Annotated in this window: 17 protein-coding genes; 5 read left to right on the forward strand and 12 right to left on the reverse strand. The window is 45.8% G+C overall.

The window, feature by feature from the left end; translation table 11 throughout:
- The first annotated feature begins 69 nt into the window (after window positions 1-69).
- Window positions 70-1,290, forward strand: a complete 1,221-nt coding sequence (locus BM359_RS09405) for an adenosine deaminase family protein (RefSeq protein ID WP_054489723.1) — start codon at window positions 70-72, stop codon at window positions 1,288-1,290.
- A gap of 34 nt (window positions 1,291-1,324) precedes the next feature.
- On the opposite strand, the gene BM359_RS09410 is transcribed toward BM359_RS09405, so the two are convergent.
- The 4 genes from BM359_RS09410 to BM359_RS09425 all read right to left on the reverse strand — a co-directional run bounded on the left by BM359_RS09410 (window position 1,325) and on the right by BM359_RS09425 (window position 10,063).
- The gene (locus tag BM359_RS09410) at window positions 1,325-3,310 is read right to left on the reverse strand and encodes a GGDEF domain-containing protein (protein WP_082332154.1); all 1,986 of its coding nucleotides are present in this window, start codon (window positions 3,308-3,310) and stop codon (window positions 1,325-1,327) included.
- A gap of 389 nt (window positions 3,311-3,699) precedes the next feature.
- Window positions 3,700-4,245 (reverse strand): type III toxin-antitoxin system ToxN/AbiQ family toxin, encoded by a 546-nt coding sequence (locus BM359_RS09415; protein ID WP_054489720.1) that lies wholly within the window; start codon window positions 4,243-4,245, stop codon window positions 3,700-3,702.
- Between the two features lie 511 nt (window positions 4,246-4,756).
- Complete coding sequence (locus BM359_RS09420; protein WP_054489718.1) at window positions 4,757-7,342, reverse strand: DEAD/DEAH box helicase; 2,586 nt, start codon at window positions 7,340-7,342, stop codon at window positions 4,757-4,759.
- 69 nt (window positions 7,343-7,411) lie between these two features.
- The gene (locus tag BM359_RS09425; protein WP_054489717.1) at window positions 7,412-10,063 is read right to left on the reverse strand and encodes an AAA family ATPase; all 2,652 of its coding nucleotides are present in this window, start codon (window positions 10,061-10,063) and stop codon (window positions 7,412-7,414) included.
- 235 nt (window positions 10,064-10,298) lie between these two features.
- Between BM359_RS09425 and BM359_RS09430 the strand changes: the two genes are divergently transcribed.
- The gene (locus tag BM359_RS09430) at window positions 10,299-10,928 is read left to right on the forward strand and encodes a hypothetical protein (protein WP_054489715.1); all 630 of its coding nucleotides are present in this window, start codon (window positions 10,299-10,301) and stop codon (window positions 10,926-10,928) included.
- Between the two features lie 176 nt (window positions 10,929-11,104).
- Here the strand turns inward: BM359_RS09430 and BM359_RS09435 are convergent, their stop codons facing one another.
- From BM359_RS09435 to BM359_RS09460, 6 genes are all read right to left on the reverse strand, one after another.
- Complete coding sequence (locus BM359_RS09435) at window positions 11,105-11,524, reverse strand: hypothetical protein (protein WP_054489713.1); 420 nt, start codon at window positions 11,522-11,524, stop codon at window positions 11,105-11,107.
- A complete protein-coding gene (locus tag BM359_RS09440) occupies window positions 11,517-13,547 on the reverse strand; it encodes an integrase (RefSeq protein WP_054489708.1) in 2,031 nt (676 codons plus the stop codon). Before BM359_RS09440 ends, BM359_RS09435 begins: the two co-directional genes overlap by 8 nt.
- Entirely contained in the window at window positions 13,540-15,096 is a 1,557-nt protein-coding gene (locus BM359_RS09445; RefSeq protein ID WP_054489706.1) for a site-specific integrase, read from the reverse strand. Before BM359_RS09445 ends, BM359_RS09440 begins: the two co-directional genes overlap by 8 nt.
- On the reverse strand, window positions 15,086-16,339 hold the full coding sequence (locus BM359_RS09450; protein WP_054489704.1) for a tyrosine-type recombinase/integrase: 1,254 nt from the start codon (window positions 16,337-16,339) through the stop codon (window positions 15,086-15,088). Before BM359_RS09450 ends, BM359_RS09445 begins: the two co-directional genes overlap by 11 nt.
- A 154-nt stretch (window positions 16,340-16,493) precedes the next feature.
- The gene (gene ssb, locus BM359_RS09455; RefSeq protein ID WP_054489702.1) at window positions 16,494-17,054 is read right to left on the reverse strand and encodes a single-stranded DNA-binding protein; all 561 of its coding nucleotides are present in this window, start codon (window positions 17,052-17,054) and stop codon (window positions 16,494-16,496) included.
- Between the two features lie 41 nt (window positions 17,055-17,095).
- Window positions 17,096-18,475, reverse strand: coding sequence for an MFS transporter (locus BM359_RS09460; protein WP_054489700.1), 1,380 nt, complete (start codon window positions 18,473-18,475; stop codon window positions 17,096-17,098).
- A 116-nt stretch (window positions 18,476-18,591) separates the two neighbouring features.
- Here BM359_RS09460 and uvrA point away from each other — a divergent pair, with 116 nt between their 5' ends.
- The 3 genes from uvrA to glsA are packed head-to-tail and all read left to right on the forward strand — an operon-like array spanning window position 18,592 to window position 22,783.
- Window positions 18,592-21,417 (forward strand): excinuclease ABC subunit UvrA, encoded by a 2,826-nt coding sequence (gene uvrA, locus BM359_RS09465; RefSeq protein WP_054489698.1) that lies wholly within the window; start codon window positions 18,592-18,594, stop codon window positions 21,415-21,417.
- Window positions 21,418-21,429: 12 nt separating this feature from the next.
- Window positions 21,430-21,837 carry an acyl-CoA thioesterase gene (locus BM359_RS09470; protein WP_054489696.1) on the forward strand — a complete coding sequence of 136 codons (408 nt, stop codon included), beginning with the start codon at window positions 21,430-21,432 and terminating at the stop codon, window positions 21,835-21,837.
- Window positions 21,827-22,783 (forward strand): glutaminase A, encoded by a 957-nt coding sequence (gene glsA, locus BM359_RS09475; protein WP_054489694.1) that lies wholly within the window; start codon window positions 21,827-21,829, stop codon window positions 22,781-22,783. The genes BM359_RS09470 and glsA overlap by 11 nt, the downstream gene beginning before the upstream one ends.
- Here the strand turns inward: glsA and BM359_RS09480 are convergent.
- The gene (locus tag BM359_RS09480) at window positions 22,780-23,499 is read right to left on the reverse strand and encodes a substrate-binding periplasmic protein (RefSeq protein WP_234972489.1); all 720 of its coding nucleotides are present in this window, start codon (window positions 23,497-23,499) and stop codon (window positions 22,780-22,782) included. The genes glsA and BM359_RS09480 overlap by 4 nt on opposite strands.
- A gap of 216 nt (window positions 23,500-23,715) precedes the next feature.
- A partial coding sequence (locus tag BM359_RS09485; RefSeq protein ID WP_459543462.1) for an EF-Tu C-terminal domain-related protein occupies window positions 23,716-23,989 on the reverse strand: 274 nt, incomplete at its 5' end.

Consider the following 23,989-nt stretch of genomic DNA (forward strand, 5'->3'; position numbering starts at 1 on the left):
GATCCTGGCAGAGATTAGCACGATTTTATGGCATTATGGGACAAAGCAACCTTAAGGCAGGAGTTCTCTATGCAATATTCCCCCGAATTTATTAAAGCCATTCCTAAAGCTGACTTACACCTGCACCTGGACGGCAGCCTCCGTGCCAGCAGTTTAATTGATATGGCTAAACGCGCTGATATCGAACTCCCTAGCTATACCGAGGAAGGCTTATTTGATTTAGTTTTTAAGTCTCACTACAACAATTTGGGTGAGTACCTCAATGGTTTTCAGTACACCTGCGCAGCCTTGCGTGACTTAGAAAACCTGGAGCAAGCCTCTTATGAGTTAGCCGTCGACAACCAGAATGAAGGGGTTAATTACATTGAGGTACGCTTTGCACCGCAACTGCTAATGGACCCGAGCAAAGGCGTGACCTTCGATACCATTATGCACGTCGTTAACGACGGTCTTTTACGGGCGAAGAATGAATACAACAGCAGCGCCGACGTAAAGAATGGCGATAAACCGCCATTTGAGTACGGCATTATCAACTGCGCAATGCGCATGTTTGGTAAAAAAGGATTCTCACCCTATTACACGCAAATGTTCCAGCTAATGCGTGACTTTGAGCCCATGCAGGTGATTAAAACAGCGGCAATGGACTTAGTCCGCGCCAGCGTTCGTATGCGCGACGAAGAAGGCATGCCTATTGTGGGGCTGGATATTGCCGGGCAGGAAATTGGCTACCCGGCAGGTGAGTTTAAAGAGGTTTATGAGTACGCTCACGAAAACTTCTTACTCAAAACTGTGCACGCCGGAGAAGCTTATGGTGCCGAAAGCATTTTTGAAGCCTTAACCAAATGCCATGCCGATCGCTTAGGTCATGGGTATTCGTTATTCTCGCCTGAAATGACTCAAGATCCGTCTATAGAAGATCCGAAAGCTTATGGTGAAAGCCTGGCTTCTTATATTGCTGACCGCCGCATTGCCGTTGAAGTTTGCCTGACCAGCAACCTGCAAACCAACCCGGATATCGGCGACATTAAGAATCATAACTTCCAGCACATGCTGGACCATCGCCTGGCCACTATCATTTGTACCGACAACCGTTTGGTATCACGGACCACGGTCAGCAATGAATACCAGTTAGCTCTGGACAACTTTGATATTCCATTGAAACGTCTGAAAGACATGGTCGCCTATGGCTTTAAGAAAAACTTTTTCCCGGGCCGTTATGTGGATAAGCGCGACTATGCCAAACAGAATCTGAAGTACTTTGACAAAGTGGTTGAGAAGTTTGGGCTTTAATCAACGACTACTGAGTTTATAAGGTTACCGGCCCTTATTTGATAGAACTGCTAATTTTGACACTGTTCTGCTTAAGTGAATCCTCCAGAGTTTGCTGCAGAACAGTTTCAAGCTGCTCAGGGTCGGTGACTTCGTCAATGCAAGCCCAGCAATTCCGTCCATGCTGCTTTCCGTAGTACATCGCCAAATCTGCCAGTTGTATTAGCTTGTTCCAATGCACTCCCGCATCGCCGTATGGGCTGTACGGATATATAGCCCCACCAATAGAGCAGGAAACCTTAACTTTGAGTCCCGAAGGCAAATCAAACTCTTCTTCACTGACAACGGTCCGTATTCGCTCCGCTAAACCATGGTAGTCATCAAGATCATCCAGTTTTGCAACCAACAGAAACTCTTCTCCACCCCAACGAGCAAGTATGTCGCTTTCTCGTCGTACAGATTTAACTCGTCTACTAAATTCCACAAGTACCTGATCACCGACCTCATGCCCATAGGTGTCGTTAATCATTTTAAATTTGTCGATATCAAAAAGATAAATAGCGACTTTGTTAGTATCTTCACTTCGATTAGAAAGCACAGCAGAGTCGATGTACTTGCTAATGTTGTGTTCAAGATAAGAACGGTTATTCAGCCCGGTTAACATGTCGGTCTTGCTCAGTTTCTCAAAACGTTTAGCCTGGCGGAACTTTTGACGCAGCTGAAGCAGACCAAAAATAATCACTAGAACAAAGATACTGGCCAATGCATAGGTTAACCGAGTTTGGGTTTCCCGGCGCTTGCTCTCAGCTTCTTTTAATAACTGCTCTTTTTCCAGCAGCTCGTCCTGCAACTGAGACTCCAGCTTTAAGCGACTAAGCTCCGCGCTCGACGCAACGGCACTGGCGCTTTGCTTTAATTGCGGCTCCAGGGTCTCAAGATATAAGGCGTAAAATTTCTTAAGCCCCTGAAACTGTAACTCCTCTTGCTCAAGCTCCGACATCCGCTTGTAAACATCCAGTTTCACTTCGAGTTGGGTATCGGGATGCAAATTATTGCATGCGCTTATTGAGTCCGTTTGCTTTAACTTAAGCTGTATCAGTTGCTGATAGCAATTTAGGTAACGAGCGGTAATCTCATCCGGCGCGGTGGTTTGTAATGACTGATCTAAAAAGTTCGCGCCTAACTCATTTTTACCCAATAACACTGCAGACAAGGCAGAGAAAACCAGGGTGGATTTCAACAGTCCTGCATCATCAGACTGAACCTTATCGAACCACTCAAGCGCAGCATCATAATCTTCCAGGTGCAGTGTATTAGCTACCCCCAGATTAAAATAGGTTAGACTGATGGTATTTTGAGCCATACGCTCATCAATCTGTCCTTCTTCCATTAACTCTTTAGTGCGTCGAAGCACTTGCTGGTGCAGCTCAACACCATTTTCCATATATTCTTTGTCACCATACATAATATACAGCGTTGCGGTATTCTGCATGACGGTATTCAACACAGGCCAGTTTACTGCTGGGTCTTTAGCAAGCTCCAGTGCACGTTCAAAACTATTAAATGCCAGTCCAATATGACCGTTACTTGACTGTATCCAGCCGATTTCTGATAGCAGCTCAGTTGCATATTCAGTCCCACCTAACTCAAGAGCGTCTTCATGCAGGGCGATAAGCTCGGCTAGTTTTTCTTCATATTCCGCATCCTTTACCGAGACACATAAATGCCGATAAAAAATATCGAAGTCCTTGGGAGGATGAAGTTGGCAGGCTTGTGCAGTTAACTCAGTCTCGTAATAGAAGTAGTGTTGATAAGCTAACTCTCGCTGAAGACGATACTCATCAGCGGGTCCCTCGGCTTGTTCCAGATGTTCCGTTAAATAATTAATTCGTTCTAGATAGGAAAGCGACTCAAAATCCTCGGCTAAAGGAGGAAGCTGTTCGAGTTTTTCTACGGTAACTTCATTCTCCTCTTGAGCATCAGCTAAAAAGGAAACAACGAAAACCAAACTAATAAGCAATTGCATTGTATTCAGTCGCATAGCTTCAATTTAGAGCCTATACAAGAAAATGACAAGCAAATAGAAAGCAAAGACCCCCTTAAAGAAGGGGGTCAATGATAATACAGCCACACTTAGACAGTCGGAAAACTAGAAGGGTTCTATTTACCTTGTAGCTGAAAAGCAATCGCAATTAACTGTAAATATTAGTGATTTTCAAAAAAATGAGCGTAAATGCAAAGAATTTTGTAAATTTTTATTCAAGTTCAAGCTCAAACTTTACAAAAATAGCATCGTCGGTTAAGTCAGCAAAACACAACACTGCCATGTGGTGCCATGCCGTGCCTACTATCGTAATACTATTGTATTCAGGGGCTTTTTTCGAAGACTATGAATGAGGTTTAGGCTGCGATAGAAGGCTTTAAAGGATTTTACTTCTTTGTAAACAGCGTTTCCAACGCATCAAGCTTATCTTGTGAGGCAGGTTGGCTTTTGGGAGAAACATAGCTTTTCATTGCAGCCTCAAGCTCTCTAAAATCGCAACAATTGTTGATTAGACCTTTGGCATGACCCTTTAAGACAATCTGATATAGCTTAGCAGCTCTCTTTTGGAGGTCTTCTCTATGCTTACGCAAGTACTGTTGTTGTATATTGAGTAGGTTTCGATACTTTGAATCCAAAGTTGACAGATCTAACAGCTCCCTCTCAGAACTCAATACAGGCAGCATATTATTTAGCTGCACCATTCCAAGCTTGTTTGTCTCATTACCCAGCTCATACATTTTGAAAATTAAAGGGTATGTATCTGGTATTTTGTCATGTTTAGCTTTGTATGAGGTCAGAGGAGCTAAAAACTCTACTTTATTTATCTCAAATATGACACCAATATACGGTCGCTTCCCTTTATTCTCTCGAACCTTTTCATCAGCACCTTTCAAATGCTTGATGTAGTCGTCATTAACAATGTAAAATTTCACCCATCGACTCCCTGATAGTAAAAAGCCTCGCAGAAGCGAGGCTTTTTGGTCTTTTTACTTCACACTTAACGGTAGTGACTCTCCGATTCTTTTAACCTCACACTTAACGGCAGTGACTCTCCGATTCTTTTTACTTCACACTTAACGGCAGTGACTCTCCGATTCTTTTAACTTCACACTTAACGGCAGTGACTCACCTTTAAGTACTATTATAGATCTATCAGATTATTAGTCAACTGTCTTCGCGCTGACTCAATTGATAAGTCTCATGTGGTGACACTGAACCATGTTACCGTAGCAAAGCAATGCATTAAATGAAACCTCCTCTTGTAATTCTTTTAAACTTACAAAGACTGCGCCAGCCCCCGGCTGGCCGGCTGGCCGGCTGGTTCAGCCTTCCGTCGGGGTATCGCATATGTCAAGTAACTTTCTTTACTGGGTAATAGTTAATTTTATTGCTCTATTGTGATTCCTGGTAAGACCTTGCCACATTACGCTCATGAACTTAGTGTTAACTAACTATCTCCATTGCCTCGGTCGCGACAGGCAATGCCTCCAAAATCCGCTTAATAGTTAAAGACTCCGCTTCAAGCCTGATAGCGGCCTCAGCTTTCCAAACTAAATCAGCCTCTCCTGGATAACTTCCTTTTAATTCCCTGAGGACATCAATAGCGTGCACTGCCCAGGTACGAAACTCACCTACTTCCCAGTAATGGACATCTTCTAAGTGAGGATCTGCGCCGCTCTTGGCTTTTTTACACGGTGTTATGAGGACGGGTGTGATGTTCATTCCATCGGTACCAGGAACCATCTTTTTCACCCATTTCGGGTGACTGGAAGCCTGACGAGCTTTATTCGCTCCAAAAATGGTTGAAGCGTTACCATTAGCATGAGCTTCAAACACAATTCCATTTTCATGAGCAAGCCACCAAGGGTCTGGTGCGGCATCGCTCTCATCGTTATCCGATGTAAATCCTAATAAGGCACCAAGAGCTACCAGCGCTTCTTCAAAGAGTTTGTCATTAAATAGATTATCTACAATCCGAGCAGCTTCTTTTTCGAACCTATGGTTTGTCGCCGTACCCATCAAAGTAAAGGTGTCAACAATAGCTTCGACCTGTCTTTGAGTTTCTTCCTGACTACCTTGTACATCGTGTTGCTCCGAAGTATTTAGGTCCCTCATAAGCGCGTTTAGCCAAGAAACACTTGGAGCTGCACGTTTTGCAGCAAGAAACTGTTCACTCGCAGCCTTTGCTTGAGAATCATTAGGTTCTCTAGATAAACGCATGGCGGAAGAACCTGCTAAGTAATGCCAAAGAGCGCGATATCCTCTGAGATCTGTGTTGTTCAGATTCGCCAAAATCGTCCTTGTTGCTGCAAGAGCTTGTTCATAATCCTTATTCCAAATTGCCTGTTGATAAACTATCTCTTGTTTCACTACTGATGCAAGCTCATCCATGGCAGGAAACTGTTCCTGATCAAAACTCTCTACTGCATTTCGGATTGAGCTATCGGCAGCCCCCCAATCAGAATCATTCGCTATGAACATTTCAAAGTTATCACGAATATCGGCGGCGGAAACCCCACTTGACTGCTCAACGCCGAAAGTGAGCTCTGCTTGAAGTTCGGCAGGAAAGTGCTTCCACTTTCTATCATCAGCGAGGTAATCGACAAGCTCAGTTCCCGTTACGATAATCGCTGAACGATCCTGTAGACTCCGAGTGCACCTTCCCATAGCCTGTAAGATTCGAGTTTGAACTCGGTCATTATATAAAGCAGATGCTCCCAACTTGGACATCATAAATCGCTCTTGAGCGTTCATCGCTTTTGGCAACCCATCGACGCAAAGGAGTCTGCACTCATCACCAGGAAAGTCGATGCCGTCGTATCTATTAGCTAGAATTGCTACCGCTTCTTTCGAGTTAACAAACGGAGCTTTATCATCTTCAATATCATCTTTAAGGAAAACAGTGAAACCTTCCAGTTCTCGTTTCACTCTCTTTACGTGCTCATCAGCCTGTGGGGTAGAAGGTGTTAGAACAACAGATCTTCCAGCTTCTTCTTGCATCGCAAGTCTTAATAAATCCGAATCATCATCCGAAAACGATAAAGTAGGAAAAATAAAGAAACGCCGGCCTACGCCAGCGGTCTGAAAACCCTCTGGTGCTGCCAATCGATTGATATCGGGACGACCAGTTAATCTCTCCAAATCACCGCCTTCACCAAGCGTTGCAGACATATAAATCCGTTGCTTAGCCCCGGAAAACGAATTGTGTGTAAAAGTTGGAGGTATTAAAGGGCGAATGAGTATTTCTTTGGCACTTAAGTACATATGGCAAGCATTCAGATGGTCCCTCAACAGCGACCAAGTAAAATGCAGATTGAGATTTCCAGGAGTCGCATGAGCCTCTATGATTTGCTCTATTTGCGCCACCAATTTGTCAAGCAAGGCTGTCGGAAGTTTATCTACCCACATAGAATCAGCCGGCCCCGTCCAGTCACCTGTCATTCTTGCTACGGCCTGCGGTCCGATATACCCCCCAAGAAACTCCACCAACGATAAATAAAGAGCACTGCCCGATGGAATACTTAGGGACCACATATCCGCGATATAATTTTCTGCTGCATGCGCATCATCTATAATCACCAAATCGGGGTCGTCAAAAAAAGGATTCGTATTAAAAAGGCCCTTATAAGTGCTTATGGCGACTTTCTTACCTCGTTTATATGCTGTTCGGTCATCAGGAGAGAAGTCACTTTTACTGCCTGACAGGTCAACAACATCTATTCCATATTGCTCATGTGCTTGGTGAACCGTTTGACGAACTAATTGCTTTGTAGGACATAAATATATCGCTCTATCCCCGAATTTTCGCCGTCGCCAGTCCGCTATCAGAAGACCAACTAGGGTTTTTCCACTGCCCGTAGGTAGTTGCAAAGCGACATCTGGACGTTCAACAAAGTCAATAGCATACGATTCCAGCATCTCCTTTTGGTGGGGCATAACATCTGGAAATTCGCGCTTTGTCAGCGTCTTAAAATGCAGTGCAGGGTTTGCTGCTGCTTTAGGAGCAAACGAATCAGTTTTAAAGGCCATATCTAGATACCAGTCCGTAGTTTTTTATAGTAGTTGATCAATACAACTTGGTTTTTTACTTTTAGAAGGCTACTTCTCTTGACGTTGCTTTATGCTGCAAAACCAATCATCCAAACATTTAATTTCTGCTTCTATATCAGCAGGAGTCGGTAAGCGTGGGTTAATATCGCCCGGTTGACTATGCAGAAGGTTCGAACACCGTCCGAAGGCATCTCGCATCTCATGACAATCCTGCTCTTCTAACACCGTAAGGCTAAGTAGCCCGCCCGTATTAACTTTCCTAGATAAACGTCTTATTACCGGTGCTACAGCCGCCTCAACCGCGCGCTCCCACGCCTCGCGTAACTGCACAGAGAACGAGCTCACTTCGACTCTCCACTTATCTTGTTCTCCCCGCGTATGGTGAATGCTTACGTTGGAAAGACGAGCACGCATCTGCTCAATAACTTTTTTTATCGGTAACACATTGCCTGGCGGCTCACTGCTACAAAATCCGGCGGCATCTGCGCCCCGGCTTACGACTCTGTAGCCTATATCTATTTTTGCTCTGTCTCTCGTCTTCTGACAAGCTTCATCTAACAAAAGTAGGAATGATATATCGTGTGTAAAAACAATCACCTGCCGTGTCATGCTCTCAGCCGCTAACCTGTCGGCAACCCTGTCCTTATGGATATGATCCAGCGACGAAACTGGATCATCAAAAACTATTCCAGATTTTGTGTCTAGCGTTGAAAGTTCTGCTAAGAAAGCAGCAAGGGCAACGCAGCGATGCTCTCCTTCGCTAAGCACTTTGCCAATTGGGGCGTCCGGCTTATCTGCCATCCGAATATGAAAAAGGGGAACACCGGCTTTAGTCCTGGCGTGTTTCAGTTCAATAGAATGTTGCTCAGCTAGACCTAGCTGTTCAAGCTCCTCTGAGAATTGATCACACAAACGCTCAGTCACAAGTCTCGTTGCGAGTTCGGAGCTAAGCGTCGTCAGCTTGTTCGTTGCGGTTGCTCTCGAAGCTTTCCTTAGCGAAGCAATACTTTTCAGGCGTGAAATTTCTGCGAGCACATCGTCCTTAACTGTCTTTAACCAGTCCTTATCTTTCAATTGATTGCGTTCAAAAACTAGGGCTTCGTACTCAGGTGAACTCTTCTCCGAAAGAAGCGTATCTGCTCTGATTATCAAATCACGCGAATAGACATCAAGTTCTTCGCTTGGCGGGTTAACAGCAGGGAAAGTTACTTTGATGATTTCAGATTCTGAGCTTTTACGGACAGCACGGAGCCTACACAAATTAGATAATGCACACCGTTTAATACTTTGTGCAAGAGCTTCATTATTTATTACATCACGCAAGAAAACCCGCATTGCCCTTAAATCTCTTATTGATATACGATTCGCCCGCATTTCTCGCAATGCTTTTTGGTAAGCAGTTTTAGCTTCACTCTCGCGCTTCTTGCTCTCATCCAACACGAATGATTCAAAGCGGTCTAAACGATCCGACGCTTCCGAACTCAACTCTTGATGACATAAAACACAACGAGCTTCCTCACCAGTTAAAGGGAACTGCTTCTTAGGGTAGGCACTTTGATCTGAGTAAGCTCGCGCTGACTCCCAAAGATTCCTCCATACGTCCGACCCCACATCAGGAAGCGGCTCGTCAGCAAATAAACGTCCAGAGGCAACCGCCGCGGCCTCTTTTGCAGTAATGTAGTTTAGACGCAGTTGCTCTAATTCTGCGACTTTTTCGTCGCTTATGGCAGTTGCTAATTGTTTAAGTCGATCTCTTATCTCATCTATCTGACTTTTCTGGCTTTGTAACTGCTTAGCAACGCGAGCAGGGTCATTGGCAAGGTCCGCTGTAAGGGCTTTTAATCGAGACTCTTCAGCTTCAGATAGTCCGGATAATTCCTCCACCTTTGCAACTGGGGTTTTCGCATTCAAGCCAAATATTAACTTTCCTACGTCTGAGTCTCGGGAGCATTTAGGTGGCCTTAGAACGGCTGGGGTTTGCCTTTCGATCTCGTCGATATCACGCTCAAGTCTAGCTTTAATTGTTTTACATAAGTCAGCTAATGTTGCCATTATCCTCAATGGAAGTGGGGTATACGCTAATTCATTAGTAGATTCCACATGGATTGCAGCAGTATCACTATCAAACACACTTATTGCTGATAACCGAGGATCAGTTTCATGCCCTTGTCGCCATATAGTCGAATGCCTCTGAGCTCCTGCATTGAATACTATCTGAGCCTCTGGAGTGGCTTTTTGATCTTCATAAACATTTGTGAGAACGGAGTCATTCTTAGGTAACCTGGCTCGGCAGGCTTGTTTGAGGATTCGCGCATATCCAGATTTTCCAGCCCCATTGTCACCATAAACAACAGTCAAGCCCGACGACTGAAATAATAAAGTTTCACCTGGCTGTAAAGCATTAACATTCTTTACGTTCTGGAGCCTTGTAAGAGCAATCTCAATAGTTGCTACTGCTGGATCACGTATGTGCTTGACGGAAATGGGTTCGCATTCTTTCTGCCCCTTACATATCGCCAGTAATTCATCACAGTCGACATCGTTCAGCTTGTCCTTGCTGCAAAGCCGACGCAAGGCATCTCTTTGCCAAGTAGGCCAGTTTTCGGAGGCCACGACAATTTCTGAAAGAGCTTCGGTTTCTGACTTATCAACTTGTTCAGTACCTGCTTTTTTATTAGTCTCTAAAGAGGGCTCGCTCATACAGTTCTTCCTGAAATGTGTTTAAATTCCCTTTACATCGCTTTATCAAGAGACGCCAAAGAGGCAAAGTTTTTGTAGACTAGATTTATAAATTGTTCATTTAGTAAACTATCAAACTTACAGGGCACTGTCACTTCTACCCACGGCTCAGCTCCAGAGGTACGAATCATTTAAAAGTTGATCTATAGGTAAAATCATATATAGTTCCATATATGATTAACCTGATGGATGCGTTATGCCGACTAATATTACCTTGTCCGATGAGATTTATCGACGTCTAGAGCAACTAGCTGTAGGGTTTGATACGCCTGAGCGCGTTATCGAGCGATTACTTGATGATGCTGGCAACGTGAGTATCGGAGCTGCGATATCTAAACCTTATTTAAGTTTTGTGCCAGACGAAATAACATTCAAAAATGAATTAATTAAGCACAAGAAAGCACAGATTGTGTTACACATGAACAACGGTGCGCGTGACGTGCTCCATTGGAACGCATCCAGATTCCAGCCGCGATCAAACCTAAGAGCCAACCTGTGGTCAGGAACACTCAGAAACTGGAAAGAGAAAGGAATAGTGTCCGCTGAATTATCAATTCTTCCGAAAGGCGACCGTCATGCCGGTGACAACACTAATTTATTGGTTGAGCTTAGCGAAGAACTGAAGTGGACTTTTGATGAGGTTGCGCGTTATTTCGAAGAAATTGAGATCATTCGAAGTGACGACGACCTCCCTTACTACCGTTTAGTCACTTTCAGTGAAGAAACGCCGGATTCGTTGAAAGAGATTGGCGGACTCAACGATTTATACGAGCGCCACTTGGATATCGGCAGTGAATACGATCCCGATGACTACCATGATCACTAGGTGATCGGCATAATAGCTCATCCTGGGCTTTCGGAAAACATGTCAAAATAACCAAGTATTTAATTGCTATTGATGTGACCAAGAGTCGTATTGATCACTGTTCACCACTTGATAATTTTAGTCCAGAGTTCAGAGGATGGGTGGGCTGCGGCCATTTACCCCCAATTGTTCCTTTTCTAGCGCTTCTGTTGATCAGAACGCTCACGATCTATTTCAGGCAACGGCTGATTTAAATGTCTCTCGTCGATACCGTGCTTATATGCGTTGTACTGCCAGACTGTAAACATCTGCTGAAATTTTCTGTTCTTCTCTTTCAGCTCAGCAATCTCAGCTTCAAGATGGCTAATACGGTCTCCAGCTGACTTGAGGCTGGCTGGACGCCGCTCTACAGGAGCCTTACCCTTCAGGCTATCTTTCCTAGCTTTATAAGCCTCTACGATTGCTGGGTGTGCATTTAATGACTGCCTCGTTGGAACCTTCCCAATCAGTGGGCCCGCAGCTTCGCAAATTGCGGTCCATGTCAGTTTGTAGTCCTGCCAGCCTCGAATCAAGCTAACGATCGCGTGAATATCTTTGGTGTTTAAATGCTTAGCCAAACCCACCCCCTAGCAAAGACGTTAAATCATCCAGCATTTTAGCTTCATCACTTCCCGATCCCAGCTCTTTCGAAGCGTTTAATGACTTCTTCTCAGACACTCGACGCAGTTGGCTAAAGTCGTTCCCCTTTAATTTGACTTGCGCACCGTCTTCTATGGCAGGGTTTTCCAATATCGCAATTAACTCTTTTAACCGGGCAATAGTTTTTTCTTGACTGGTGTACCATCGGTCTGAGCCCTTATCGCCGTCAGCAATTGAACCTTCAGCCTTCGCTAATAAGTTTTGAGTTCTAATAAGCCTCTTGCGCAACCGCTTAAGCTTCTCATCTTCCCCTTTAACGCACACTTGCTCTGTACAATTTATGCAGTCTCGAAACTTTTCACAGGGGCTCATTGTGTAATCATGCACGCAATATCCATACTCCGTCACATGAGCAGCAGCGTGCTCTAGCGTATTAAACTCTTGTGAAGTGACAGGCAGATGTTTTTTCACGTCACCAACGGGCCCAAACATGGGCTTCGATGTATCAAGCTTTTCAGCCATCGATACAAGCTCATATTCAGACATATGGTTGTAGGTTCGATTTTGTTTAACGTCAGCTCGCCCGGACCACTTCGCGATTTCTAAGTTAGAAAGGCCGCCTCGCTGAGAAATGGTATTAAGCAGATGCCGTGCTTGATGCGATGTTATTTTGAGCTTCTCACCGTGTTGCCCTAAGTACCCATGGCGCGCGAAAATGTAATCGTGATTTCCTTTTAAAGACTCGCGTGGCGATAAGTCGTTATTAAAAAACGTTCCGTCAGGCCTATGAAGCTCAACGGGAGAACGAGTTCGCGTTTTATGGAGCTGGTTGCTGCACATCGCAAAAAGCGCTTCGCTAAACTTGATTCCTTTATCTTTATCGAACCATGGAAAACCCTCTGGCATTCGATTCATAACGTGCTGCCAAAGACTGTTCAGGGTATGAACCCCGTCCGCTGTTTCAAGCTTTCTGTTATTTAAACTTGTCCGGCAAGCCTGAACTGTATTCGATGCAAACCCTAGCGCCTGGCATGCCTGCTTCATCGTTAACGGTTCATCATCAGCAACATCGGGACAGTTGTCATGCCGATAAAAATAGCCAGGATGTTTTTCTATCCATCGTGCGACTTTCCTTGCATCCGCAGAGAGTCGCCTTGCTCTTTCGACAGCAGTCTTGGCAACGCTCACCATTGCCGTCGGAATCCACTTGATGTCACCTTCAAACCCTTTCCCCGCATAGAAACGCCATCCGTAACGTTCAATACCGTTCCTATCTTTTTCGACTACTTCACAATCCACCGGCAATGCCAACACTTCGGAAATTCGCGATGGGGCAGACATCAGCATTACGAATACCGACGTCGTGAAAATATCTCGGCCGTCATCTGGGTTGTTGGCAAATATCTCAGCTAATGCATTGAGTGCCGCTTCATCTGGCAGCTTTTTTTCACGTAAGTCTTTAGCTTGCTTCCCGGTTTTAACTGTGTCATGGGGTCTCTGAATCGGGTTACGCCAATCATGCAGTCGAGCATTAATCAAATGGTTTTCTGAGAGAAACTTGGCAAGTCGTGCTAGCTCACGGCCACAGTGATACGCAGCAGTTTTGGAGTAGTGTTTTCTGCTTAACACAGCAGCTTCGTCCAACACAACCACCGAAACACCCTCAATACGTGCACTCTGATTTACTTGAAGTAGCGCGGCTTCAATAGCCCGGAGAGCTTTCAGTTCATTTTTCGTGCCCGTTGGGCTATGTCCCTGCTGATAGCGGAAATAAGCCTTTGCAAAATCGATAAACTCATTGTCCATTAGCTGATCTTGTTGTGGCTTGCGCGTAGTGACACCAAGTTTTGAAAACACTCCAACTTTTGGCCATACCGCCGCCTCCCAATCGAGCGAATCGCCAAAAACCGTTAGCTCGTTACGGCATTTCGAAATAAATGCCGCCAAGTTACTTTCCGCATCAACGACTGATTTAGGTTTAAAGTGGAAAATATCAGCCATTGGAGTCTTCCTCTTGTTTATCAAGCTCAGCACGTCTCAGCTTACAACGCTGAATGACATCAGCCACCGCGATAATGCTTCGGTCAAGAATTGAAGCAACTTGGATATCACCGGTTAAGTTTTTAATCCTTTCACGCTCTTTAATTAAGTCTTGGTAAACTTCTTCATGTGGACCATCTAACCAGGGCTGAAAGTGCACACAGGTGTAGCAGGGGATGGGCACATTCGCACCACAAAAGCCATATTCACCGCAATTGCCTATTCCAGTACCTTCTTCTGTTCTCAAGCGGCTTGTCGGGTCATTGCCACGCACCGCATCTTTCTCAGAATCAACCAAAACACCTGCAAAAGCTTGGGCGTAAGGTGCAAGTTGGAAACCGACAGCTTCATCTAACCTTTCGACGTGCTCAGGAATATTCTTGACATATACCCCCGCATTTTGCGTATCGCTGTGATCCAGTAGTTCCGCTATCACAAGCTCTCCAAAACCTTCCCGTGCGGCTCTTGTTGCTGTGGTATATCGAAACCGTCGCGAACTTAAAAACAACTGTTCTCCTGTTCTTTCTGATTTGACTCCAGCAGCACCAGCAACAAATTGAATGGTATCTGTGACTGCGGCGGAGGCTATTTGCAACTTGTCACCATTCACCAACTCACGGAATTGCTGCCGCGACACAATCGAATGCATAACCCGAAGATCAGGAAATAATGGTATTTGTTGACGCTCAACTTCATCCAATTTGCAATCAAGCGATTTCTCAAAAAGGTTTATCGAACTTTTTGCCTGCGCCATAGCAATAGCCCACAATTCCTGAGTAATTGCAAAAGGCTTAAACTGGGTTCTGAATCCATCCCCTTGCTTCCCTCGGGGAACATTCAGGATATAAAACGGCTCGTCTTTATTGTTCTTTCCGCAAAGGACGTCCATGACCCGCAATTGAGATATTTGAATTGGGCGTCGTCCTGTATTGCTAGTGCAAAGTGCGATTGCAAGCTCACTGAGAGATATTAAGTCTTTCTCGTAAGCACTGACTGCACCTTCATTAAATGCAGTAAGTTCAATATCGGTTAATGGCCCTTGAGTAGGATGTTTTCTCTTAACCGCATCCCCTTTACGATTTCCTTTGATTCTCCAACCGTCAAGTAACCTTATTACGTCTTCGCTGACGCCACTGTAACCTAATTTATTCCAACGCCTTAAAAAACCTCGAATGACCCCGAGGTACCACTCCGTAGACGCAGTCAAAGATGCTCGATAATTAATTAGCGCAGTTTCATTTATTGTCTCAGCCTCAGTAAACCTCAGCATGTGCTGAAGACGCTCAATGACATTTTTAGTGTGGCTTGATGATAAGTTTGAAGCGTAGAACGCCAACACATGGAGGCATCCGGCGAGAGTGTCAGGTGATAAATACCGATGAAGCTCTCTAAGCTGTACTGTGATGTTTTTATCAAGAACCCAAGTGGTATCATACAAACCGAATGAATACCCGTTCGCCCTAGACTTGAAAATAAGCGGCTGATCAACATCGAGCTGACTACTTCTCATTGCTTAACCCCTGTGGAAGCCTAGTGCCATTGGTTGCCTGCAATGCAAGCCCTGCTTCTTTGGCTTGTTGTTTTACAAATCGACGATTGTAATATTCTGCTGAGCCGGAGCCGGGCTTCCAACCCATTAAGTAAGATCGTAACTGTGCTTGACGCTCTTCACTTAAAGGACTTTCACTTGAGTCCATTTGCTCTGAGAAGTCAAAGTTCCAACTATGGCGCAGCATGTGACCTGTGAGCGCATATAGAATCGGAGAAAGAGTTTTAATTTGATTTATAATTTTAAAATACCCTGACTTTGACAGGGGCTGACCGACTGTTGGTCCTGACTTGTGCGTTACAAAAAGGAAGTCATTCTTTCTGGCATTTTGTACCCGGCGTCGGTCCTTGTTGATGTATTCATGTAGCTCATGAGAAAGTACATCCCCAATCGGTAGAGTGCGCTCTAACGTTTTAGTGTTTGGCTCCAAACCCCGCGGATCATCTTCTTCATCCGCTCTTCTCACAATTTTTATCTGATTATTGTGGAAGTTTATATCCGGGATTCTGATGTTCAGAAGTTCCCCTCCTCGAATCCCCAAATAATACAACATGGAAATTATGAGCCTGTTTCGACGCTGCACTTCTTTGCCAAACGGATTTATCGGAGAGTCAAGTTTTAAGGAGTCAAAAAGCAAATCGAGCTGCTCTTCGCTTAGCGAGCGATCTCGATCCTCATTCCTTCTTTTCCTCTCTGGGCGTCGTGCAGTTATCTGCGACTCTATTGCTTTAATTCGTTCAGAAGCTTGTGAATCAGGACTCTGGAAAAGTTGCCCAGCGAGCCATTTCAAATATTTTGCGCTGTTGGTAAGTCTCATATAATGGGTACCACTATCAACAGAGCCTTCTAACTCCTCAAGCTCATCCAGCGTAAACATAGAATCCACAGGCTCCTCTTTCGGGGCACGCCGAAACTTTCGCTGCATATAATCGCTCAAAGCATCAACTTCATGGGGGCTAAGAAATCGTCTAGTCAAGATTCTTTCTTGAATATCTATTTGACGACGCTCAAAGAATCGAAGAAGAACAACTAGCGAGCCCGCAGTCGCCAGTATTGTTGAAGAAGCGCGTGATCTATTACGCACTTGAGTGGTCAAATAAAGGTTAGGGTAAAACTCTGGGAGTCCAGTAGTAAGATTTATAACGTGGCAATACCGCTCACCGCTATCCATCTTAAAGGTAGTCGTACCAAAATCATTGCTCATAAGCACACCCAAAATTTTACACTTTTAAAAGGTATACTTTATCTTGAATTTTTGTCAAATATTTTTACACTTAAAAATTATAAAATTCCAATAAAAAGCCCCTAGTTAAAGGGGCTGTAGAAATAATATTTACAATACCACCCTGAGGTGTACTCTAGAAGGGAATGTCGTCATCAAAGTCGTTGTCCGGTGAAAACGGTGCAGGTTCTGCCGGTTTCTGTTGAGGCTGTTGATTTTGCTGCTGCGCTGGCTGAGGTGCCGGACGTTGTTGCTGCTGCGATGGCTGCGATTGCCCGCCACCATAACCGCCGCTCTGCTGACCACCAAAGCCTTGACCTTGCGGCGCTGCGCCTTGTGGTCCACCCTGAGGCCCACCACGAGAATCCAGCATCTGCATTTCGTTAATCACAACTTCCGTCGTGTAACGCTCTACGTTGTCCTGCCCTGTCCATTTGCGAGTTTGCAAACGACCTTCAACATACACTTTTGAGCCCTTCTTCAGGTACTCACCAGCAATTTCTGCCAGGCGGCGGTACGCCACGCAGCGATGCCACTCAGTTTGTTCGCGCGGTTCACCGGTTTGCTTATCTTTCCAGGTTTCACTGGTAGCAATCGACAGGTTGGCTATCGCTGTGCTGTTTTGGGTATAACGTACCTCTGGGTCAGCTCCCAGGTTACCAATTAATATGACTTTATTTACACCGCGACTGGCCATTATTTTCTCCTGTTCCTTATGCGCGTTACAACTGCTTCAATTTATTGGGCGACCGATGCCTTTTCAAGCAACTGATTAACCGCCTTTTCATCATAATGTTTTTTATCAACTTTTAAATAGGTTGCCTGATCTTCTTCAACCCACCTTGCTTCCGTTACCCCGGCTACAGTAAGTAACCGCTCACTTAGTTTCTTCGCCTTGTCCTCAGATAGTCCGGGTAATGATAACGATACACTGGTAACGCCTGCAGGATTAACCATAACTAAGCTGATGAGTAACCAACATACTAGCAAGATCAGACAGAAAACAACAACGCCAGATATCTGATAATTCTGTAAGACCCAACCGCCTGCAACACCGCCAACAAAGGCACCTAAAAACTGTCCGGTTGAATAGATACCGCTGGCACTGCCCTTACTCCCGGCGGGCGCAATACGGGTCAGTAATGACGGTAAACTGGCCTCAATAAAATTAAAACCGGTGAAAAAAATCACCAAAGCAGCGACTAGCAACCATCCTGACTGCCCGGCCGCACCAATAATTAGCAGAGATACAATTAAGGTCACAATCGAAAACCGCAGCCACTGCACTGAATTATTATTGCGGGAGCTGTGAATGATCATCGGTACCATAAACAAAATTGAGGCGGCCAGGGTTGGTAGATAAAACCAGGCATGCGTCTGACTTTCAAAGCCTGCATTTTGCAACTGGGTTGGCAAGGTCACAAACCAGGCGGTCAATATAGCGTGCAACACAAAAATACCGCTGTTCAGACACCACAATTGTTTATGTTTAAGTAAGTCTCCCAGCTCGGACAAAACCGGCAAGGATTCCCGCCGGGCAGAAGTAGTAACCACTTTCGGCACACTGAGCAGTAGCACGAAAATGCCCAGGACACCGCTGGCAGCCGTAAACCAAAACAACCCTGAAAGACCAATAACGTCACCCAGCAGAGGTCCTGCAACCAATGACACCGCAAACGCTAAGCCAATACACATACCAATGGTAGCCATAACCTTCGGCCGTTGCTCGTCACGTGACAGGTCAGCCGCCAGGGCTAATATTGCGGCGGCTATGGCGCCAAGGCCTTGCAGAGCTCGACCAACAGACACGCCGAATAAAGTATCAGCCTGCGCCGCGACCACGCTTCCGGCAACAAAAACCAGCAGCCCGCCAACAATAACGGGCTTACGACCTAGCCGGTCTGACAACATACCCAAAGGAATTTGCAAAAGCGCCTGAGTCAGTCCGTAGGCGCCAAGAGCAATACCCACCCACAATGGCGAATAGTCTGGATACTCCTGTGCATAAACTGCCAGCACGGGCATGATCAAAAACAGGCCCAGCATCCGTATACCAAAGACAGACGCGAGCGCTAAAGCGGCTTTTTTTTCAGTTTTATTCAGTTTTTGCGGTGTCATTTCACTGCTTCATAGTCAGTAATATGATAAATGATGCTGCTATTGTACCAGATGCCTAACACTGTGCGATAATAGCGTTTTGTCGTCAGTCATTTACTGAACAACAGACGGGAATTATGGATACTATTGAAGTACGCGGTGCACGCACGCACAACTTAAAAAATTTCAACCTGACGATTCCTCGCAATAAGCTTATTGTGATTACCGGGTTGTCCGGTTCGGGTAAGTCGTCACTGGCTTTCGATACGCTGTATGCCGAAGGCCAGCGACGCTACGTTGAGTCCTTATCCGCCTATGCTCGTCAGTTTTTATCGCTGATGGAAAAACCCGATGTAGACAGCATCGAGGGCTTGTCACCTGCAATTTCAATAGAGCAGAAGTCGACTTCACATAACCCACGCTCAACCGTTGGTACCATTACAGAAATTTATGACTACCTGCGCCTGATGTTTGCGCGAGTGGGCGAGCCACGCTGCCCGACACATGATGTGCCGCTGGCAGCTCAGACCATCTCGCAAATGGTCGACAACGTGCTGGCCGCGCCGGAAGGCGAGAAACGCATGTTACTGGCACCTATTATTCAGAACCGTAAAGGCGAGCATTTAAAAGTTCTGGAAAATCTGGCTCTTCAGGGCTTTATCCGTGCGCGCATTGACGGTGAGATTTGTGACCTGAGCGATCCTCCAACACTGGAACTGCAGAAGAAGCACACCATTGAGGTGGTGGTTGACCGCTTTAAAGTTCGTGAAGGTATGGAACAGCGCCTGGCCGAGTCATTCGAAACGGCGTTGGACCTCAGTGGCGGAACGGCATTGGTTGTGCCAATGGAAGGTGACGGCGAGGCCGATGTATTCTCAGCAAATTTCGCCTGCCCTCACTGTGGCTACAGCATGCAGGAACTGGAACCTCGTCTGTTCTCATTTAATAATCCGGCGGGTGCCTGTACAACCTGTGACGGACTCGGAGTTGAGCAGTTTTTCGACCCGGAAAAAGTCATAGTTAACGCCGAATTATCACTAACCGGTGGCGCAATTCGCGGCTGGGACAAACGGAATTTCTACTATTATCAAATGCTGCAGTCGCTGGCGAAACACTACGACTTTAAACTGTCGCAGCCTTTTAACCAATTGCCCGACGACATTCGTGAGAAAATTCTGTTCGGCAGTGGTAAAGAAGAAATTAAATTTACCTACATGAATGACCGCGGTGACAAGGTCGTAAGAGCGCACGCTTTTGAAGGTATTATCCCGAATATGCAGCGCCGTTATCGCGAGACTGAGTCACAAGCAGTGCGTGACGAGTTATCAAAGTATGTGGCGACCCAGCCTTGTAAAAGTTGTGGCGGCACGCGCTTACGCACAGAAGCTCGTCATGTGTTTATTCAGGGCACCACGTTACCTGAAATTGTAGAACAGTCTATTGGCGACGCACTGGAGTTTTTCCAGCAACTGCATATGGAAGGCCAACGCGCCCAAATAGCAGAAAAAATTCTGAAAGAAATTAACGACCGGCTGCGTTTTTTGGTGAACGTGGGGCTTAACTATTTAAGCCTTTCGCGTAGCGCAGAAACCTTATCCGGTGGTGAAGCACAGCGTATCCGCCTGGCGAGCCAAATTGGTGCTGGGTTAGTCGGCGTAATGTATGTACTGGATGAGCCCAGCATTGGCTTGCATCAGCGCGATAATGAACGCCTATTGAATACGCTCACGCATTTACGAGACCTGGGCAATACAGTGATTGTAGTTGAACACGATGAAGACGCGATTCGCCAGGCAGACCACGTTATTGATATTGGCCCTGGTGCGGGTGTCCATGGTGGTGAGATTATTGCTCAGGGGCAAGTCGACGACATTGTTGGGAGTGAAGACTCACTAACCGGCGACTACCTGTCCGGCAGAAAAGAAATAGAAGTTCCGCAGCAACGCCACAAGCCCGATGAACGCCGGCTCACCATTCGTGGCGCTAGTGGTAATAACTTGAAGAACGTTGATTTTAACCTACCGCTGGGCGTACTGACCTGTGTCACCGGTGTATCTGGCTCCGGCAAATCGACGCTGATAAATAATACTTTATTCCATATTGCGCATCGCGAACTCAATGGTGCAACAACCGGTGAACCAGCACCCTACAAAAGTGTTGAAGGGATGCAGTTGCTGGATAAAGTGGTGGATATTGACCAGAGCCCGATAGGCCGGACACCGCGTTCTAACCCGGCAACTTACACCGGAATTTTCACACCCATTCGTGAACTGTTCGCAGGCGTTCCGGAGTCACGGGCTCGCGGTTACAAGCCGGGCCGCTTCAGCTTTAACGTTCGCGGCGGACGTTGCGAAGCCTGCCAGGGCGACGGCGTTATTAAGGTTGAGATGCACTTTTTGCCGGACGTTTATGTCCCTTGTGACATTTGTAAGGGCCAGCGCTATAACCGTGAAACTCTAGAAGTAAAATACAAAGGCAAGAATATCCACGAAGTACTGGATATGACCATAGAAGACGCACGTGAGTTCTTCGATCCGGTTCCGGCCATTGCACGTAAACTTCAAACCTTAATGGATGTTGGTTTATCTTATGTCCGTCTGGGTCAGTCTGCTACCACACTCTCAGGTGGTGAGGCGCAGCGGGTTAAATTATCACGTGAGCTCTCTAAGCGAGATACGGGTAAGACCTTGTACATTCTGGATGAGCCAACGACAGGCCTGCATTTCCATGATATTAAGCAATTACTGGCAGTTATCCACCGTCTGCGTGACCACGGCAACACAGTCGTTGTCATTGAGCACAACCTGGACGTGATAAAAACTGCTGACTGGATTGTTGACTTAGGCCCGGAAGGCGGTTCCGGCGGCGGCGAAATATTGTGTGAAGGCACACCAGAAGACGTCTGTGAAAACGAGCGCTCTCACACGGCGCGATTCTTGAAACCGATGCTAAAGCAGTCATAAAAAGGACGCAGTATGTTAACGGAAGACTTTAAAGTACGATTTTATGAGACCGATGCCCTTGGGCACGTCAATAACACCGTTATTCCCGGCTGGATCGAAACCGGGCGGTTGCCTATTTTTGAGTTCTTCGGGGAAATGTCGCCCGAAACGCAGAGCTTGATTGTTGCCCGGCTTGAGGTTGACTACTTACTTCCAATTTATTTTGGTGGTCATGTCACAGTTAAGACTTATGTTAGCCGTTTAGGTGGTAGCTCATTTGATATTACGAGCGAAATTTGGCAAAAAGATAAACTCTGCGCTAAAGGGAAAACAGTCTTGGTCTACTTCGATTACCAACAGGAGCGTTCTGTGAAGTTATCCGATGAATTAAAAGAACGTCTGGCGACTATAACGCATCCGGAGCACCCTCTTGACGCGTGATCTCGTCAGTGGTGGGCAACAAATACATGCCCCTGATGATCTCAAAAGCTTGCTGGAGGAAATTCACCAGCAAGCGATGAAGATCACAGAAGGACATGTTGCCAACTACATTCCGGCATTAGCAGAGGTCAACCCGGAGCTCTGCGGACTTACCCTTGCCACCCTTGATGGCGAGGTATTTAACGTGGGTGATACTCACGAGCAGTTTTCCATCCAGTCCATTTCAAAAATTTTCGGCCTAATGCTGGCAATGGAGCGCCTGGGCGAAGATTTATGGGACAGAGTCAAAATGGAGCCCTCAGGCCAGGCATTTAACTCTATAGTGCAGTTAGAGTGGGAAAAAGGCATTCCTCGTAACCCTATGATAAATGCCGGCGCTATTGTCGTTAGTGATGTGCTGGTGAGTCGTTACTCAGCCAGTAAAAATGCCGTTTTAAGCTTAGTCCGTACCTTATGCGGCAACGACAATGTGTATGCCGATAACATTGTACACCAGTCAGAAAAAGAACACGGCCATCGCAATTCGGCACTGGCGCACCTAATGAAGAGCTTTGGTAATATTGATGCAGACGTTGATGAACTGCTTGATCATTACTTTTGGCAATGTGCGTTAACCATGTCCTGTGAAAACCTCGCTCGCTCTTTTACTTTTCTCGCAAATGACGGAGTTTGCCCTTTTTCCAAAAAGGAAATTATGTCTAAACGGGACTCTCAGCGTATTAATGCGTTGCTATCAACCAGCGGCATGTACGACCAAAGCGGTGAGTTTGCTTTTACGGTAGGCGTTCCTGCAAAAAGTGGGGTTGGCGGCGGCATGATTGCTGTTGTACCTGACTTTGGCGTTATCTGCTCATGGAGCCCAAGATTAAACAGCTTTGGTAACAGTGCGCGTGGCATGTATATGGTCAGAGAACTTGCTAATCGTTTGGGTCTAAGCGTTTACTAACGAATTGTCGAGGGGCGGTAAGTCTGAAAACGTTCCATATTAAATCGTCTAAATAAGCTATCTATCTCGCCCTTTCGCCCCAACTCTGTTAAGTATCTTTGGATACTTCCTGCTGTAATACTCTTATTTTCGCCGACAAGTATATGCAAGTTATAGGCAAAGCTGGTTTTTTCGGAGAGTAATAGATTTTCTACTTTAATTTGTTGTGAACCCTCAAGCGCCGATAGTAACTCATCATTCACTATAGTGAGGTCAACTCGTCCACCTAACACCATACGTACGTTGATAATTCGTGAGTCAGCTAAGTAAACGGTGTACTTTTCTTTGACTTCATCTGAGGCAATTAGCTCACCACCAAGCAAGTAGTGGTAACCTTTTACGCCGCCCAGAATCTTTCCCTCAAAATCATCGAAGAAAGACTGGGTTCGTCCCTCTTTTTTTGCAGTGACTAAACGCTCTTTACCACTCACCAGAGGAATTGTCTTTTCGTAATTAATGTTCCGTCTATCCCACCCCCACAGTGGCGATTCAAAGAATATCACGTCGCAACACCCTGCTTCGCTAAGCGCCTCATAGCGACTCGTAGGTGGGATAATCTGAATTTGAAACTCATAACTATCCTGGTGCTCATTCAATAGCTTAACGAGCTCTCGTGTGAGATCCGTCTCAAGAACGTCTGAAAAATAAGGAGGGTAATCGTAAGCAGCTACTTTCACTGGTATCTTTGCTGCGGCAGTACCACTTATCGCAGCTAAAACGATTACAGAAAGGTATCTGAGTATTCTCAATAGACTGACTAATCGGTTAAGTATCTGCATCCATAGTTAATTTTCCGGCCCCAAATGTCAATAGTTGAGCGACCCTTCGCTTAATTATTAACAGGCATAAAAAAGCCCGGCCGAAGCCGGGCTCTTAAAATCAACAGGACAGCATTAGTCCATGATTTTTGATACGACGCCTGCACCTACGGTACGGCCACCCTCACGGATAGCGAAACGCAGACCTTCGTCCATTGCGATTGGAGCAATCAGCTCCACAACAAACTTCAGGTTATCACCAGGCATAACCATTTCTACGCCTTCTGGCAATTCTACAGCACCAGTTACGTCCGTTGTACGGAAGTAGAACTGTGGACGGTAGCCTTTAAAGAATGGCGTATGACGGCCACCTTCGTCTTTGCTCAGTACGTAAACTTCTGCTTCGAAC

Origin of the sequence: Idiomarina abyssalis (genome assembly GCF_900116625.1) — a bacterium.
Taxonomy (GTDB): domain Bacteria; phylum Pseudomonadota; class Gammaproteobacteria; order Enterobacterales; family Alteromonadaceae; genus Idiomarina; species Idiomarina abyssalis.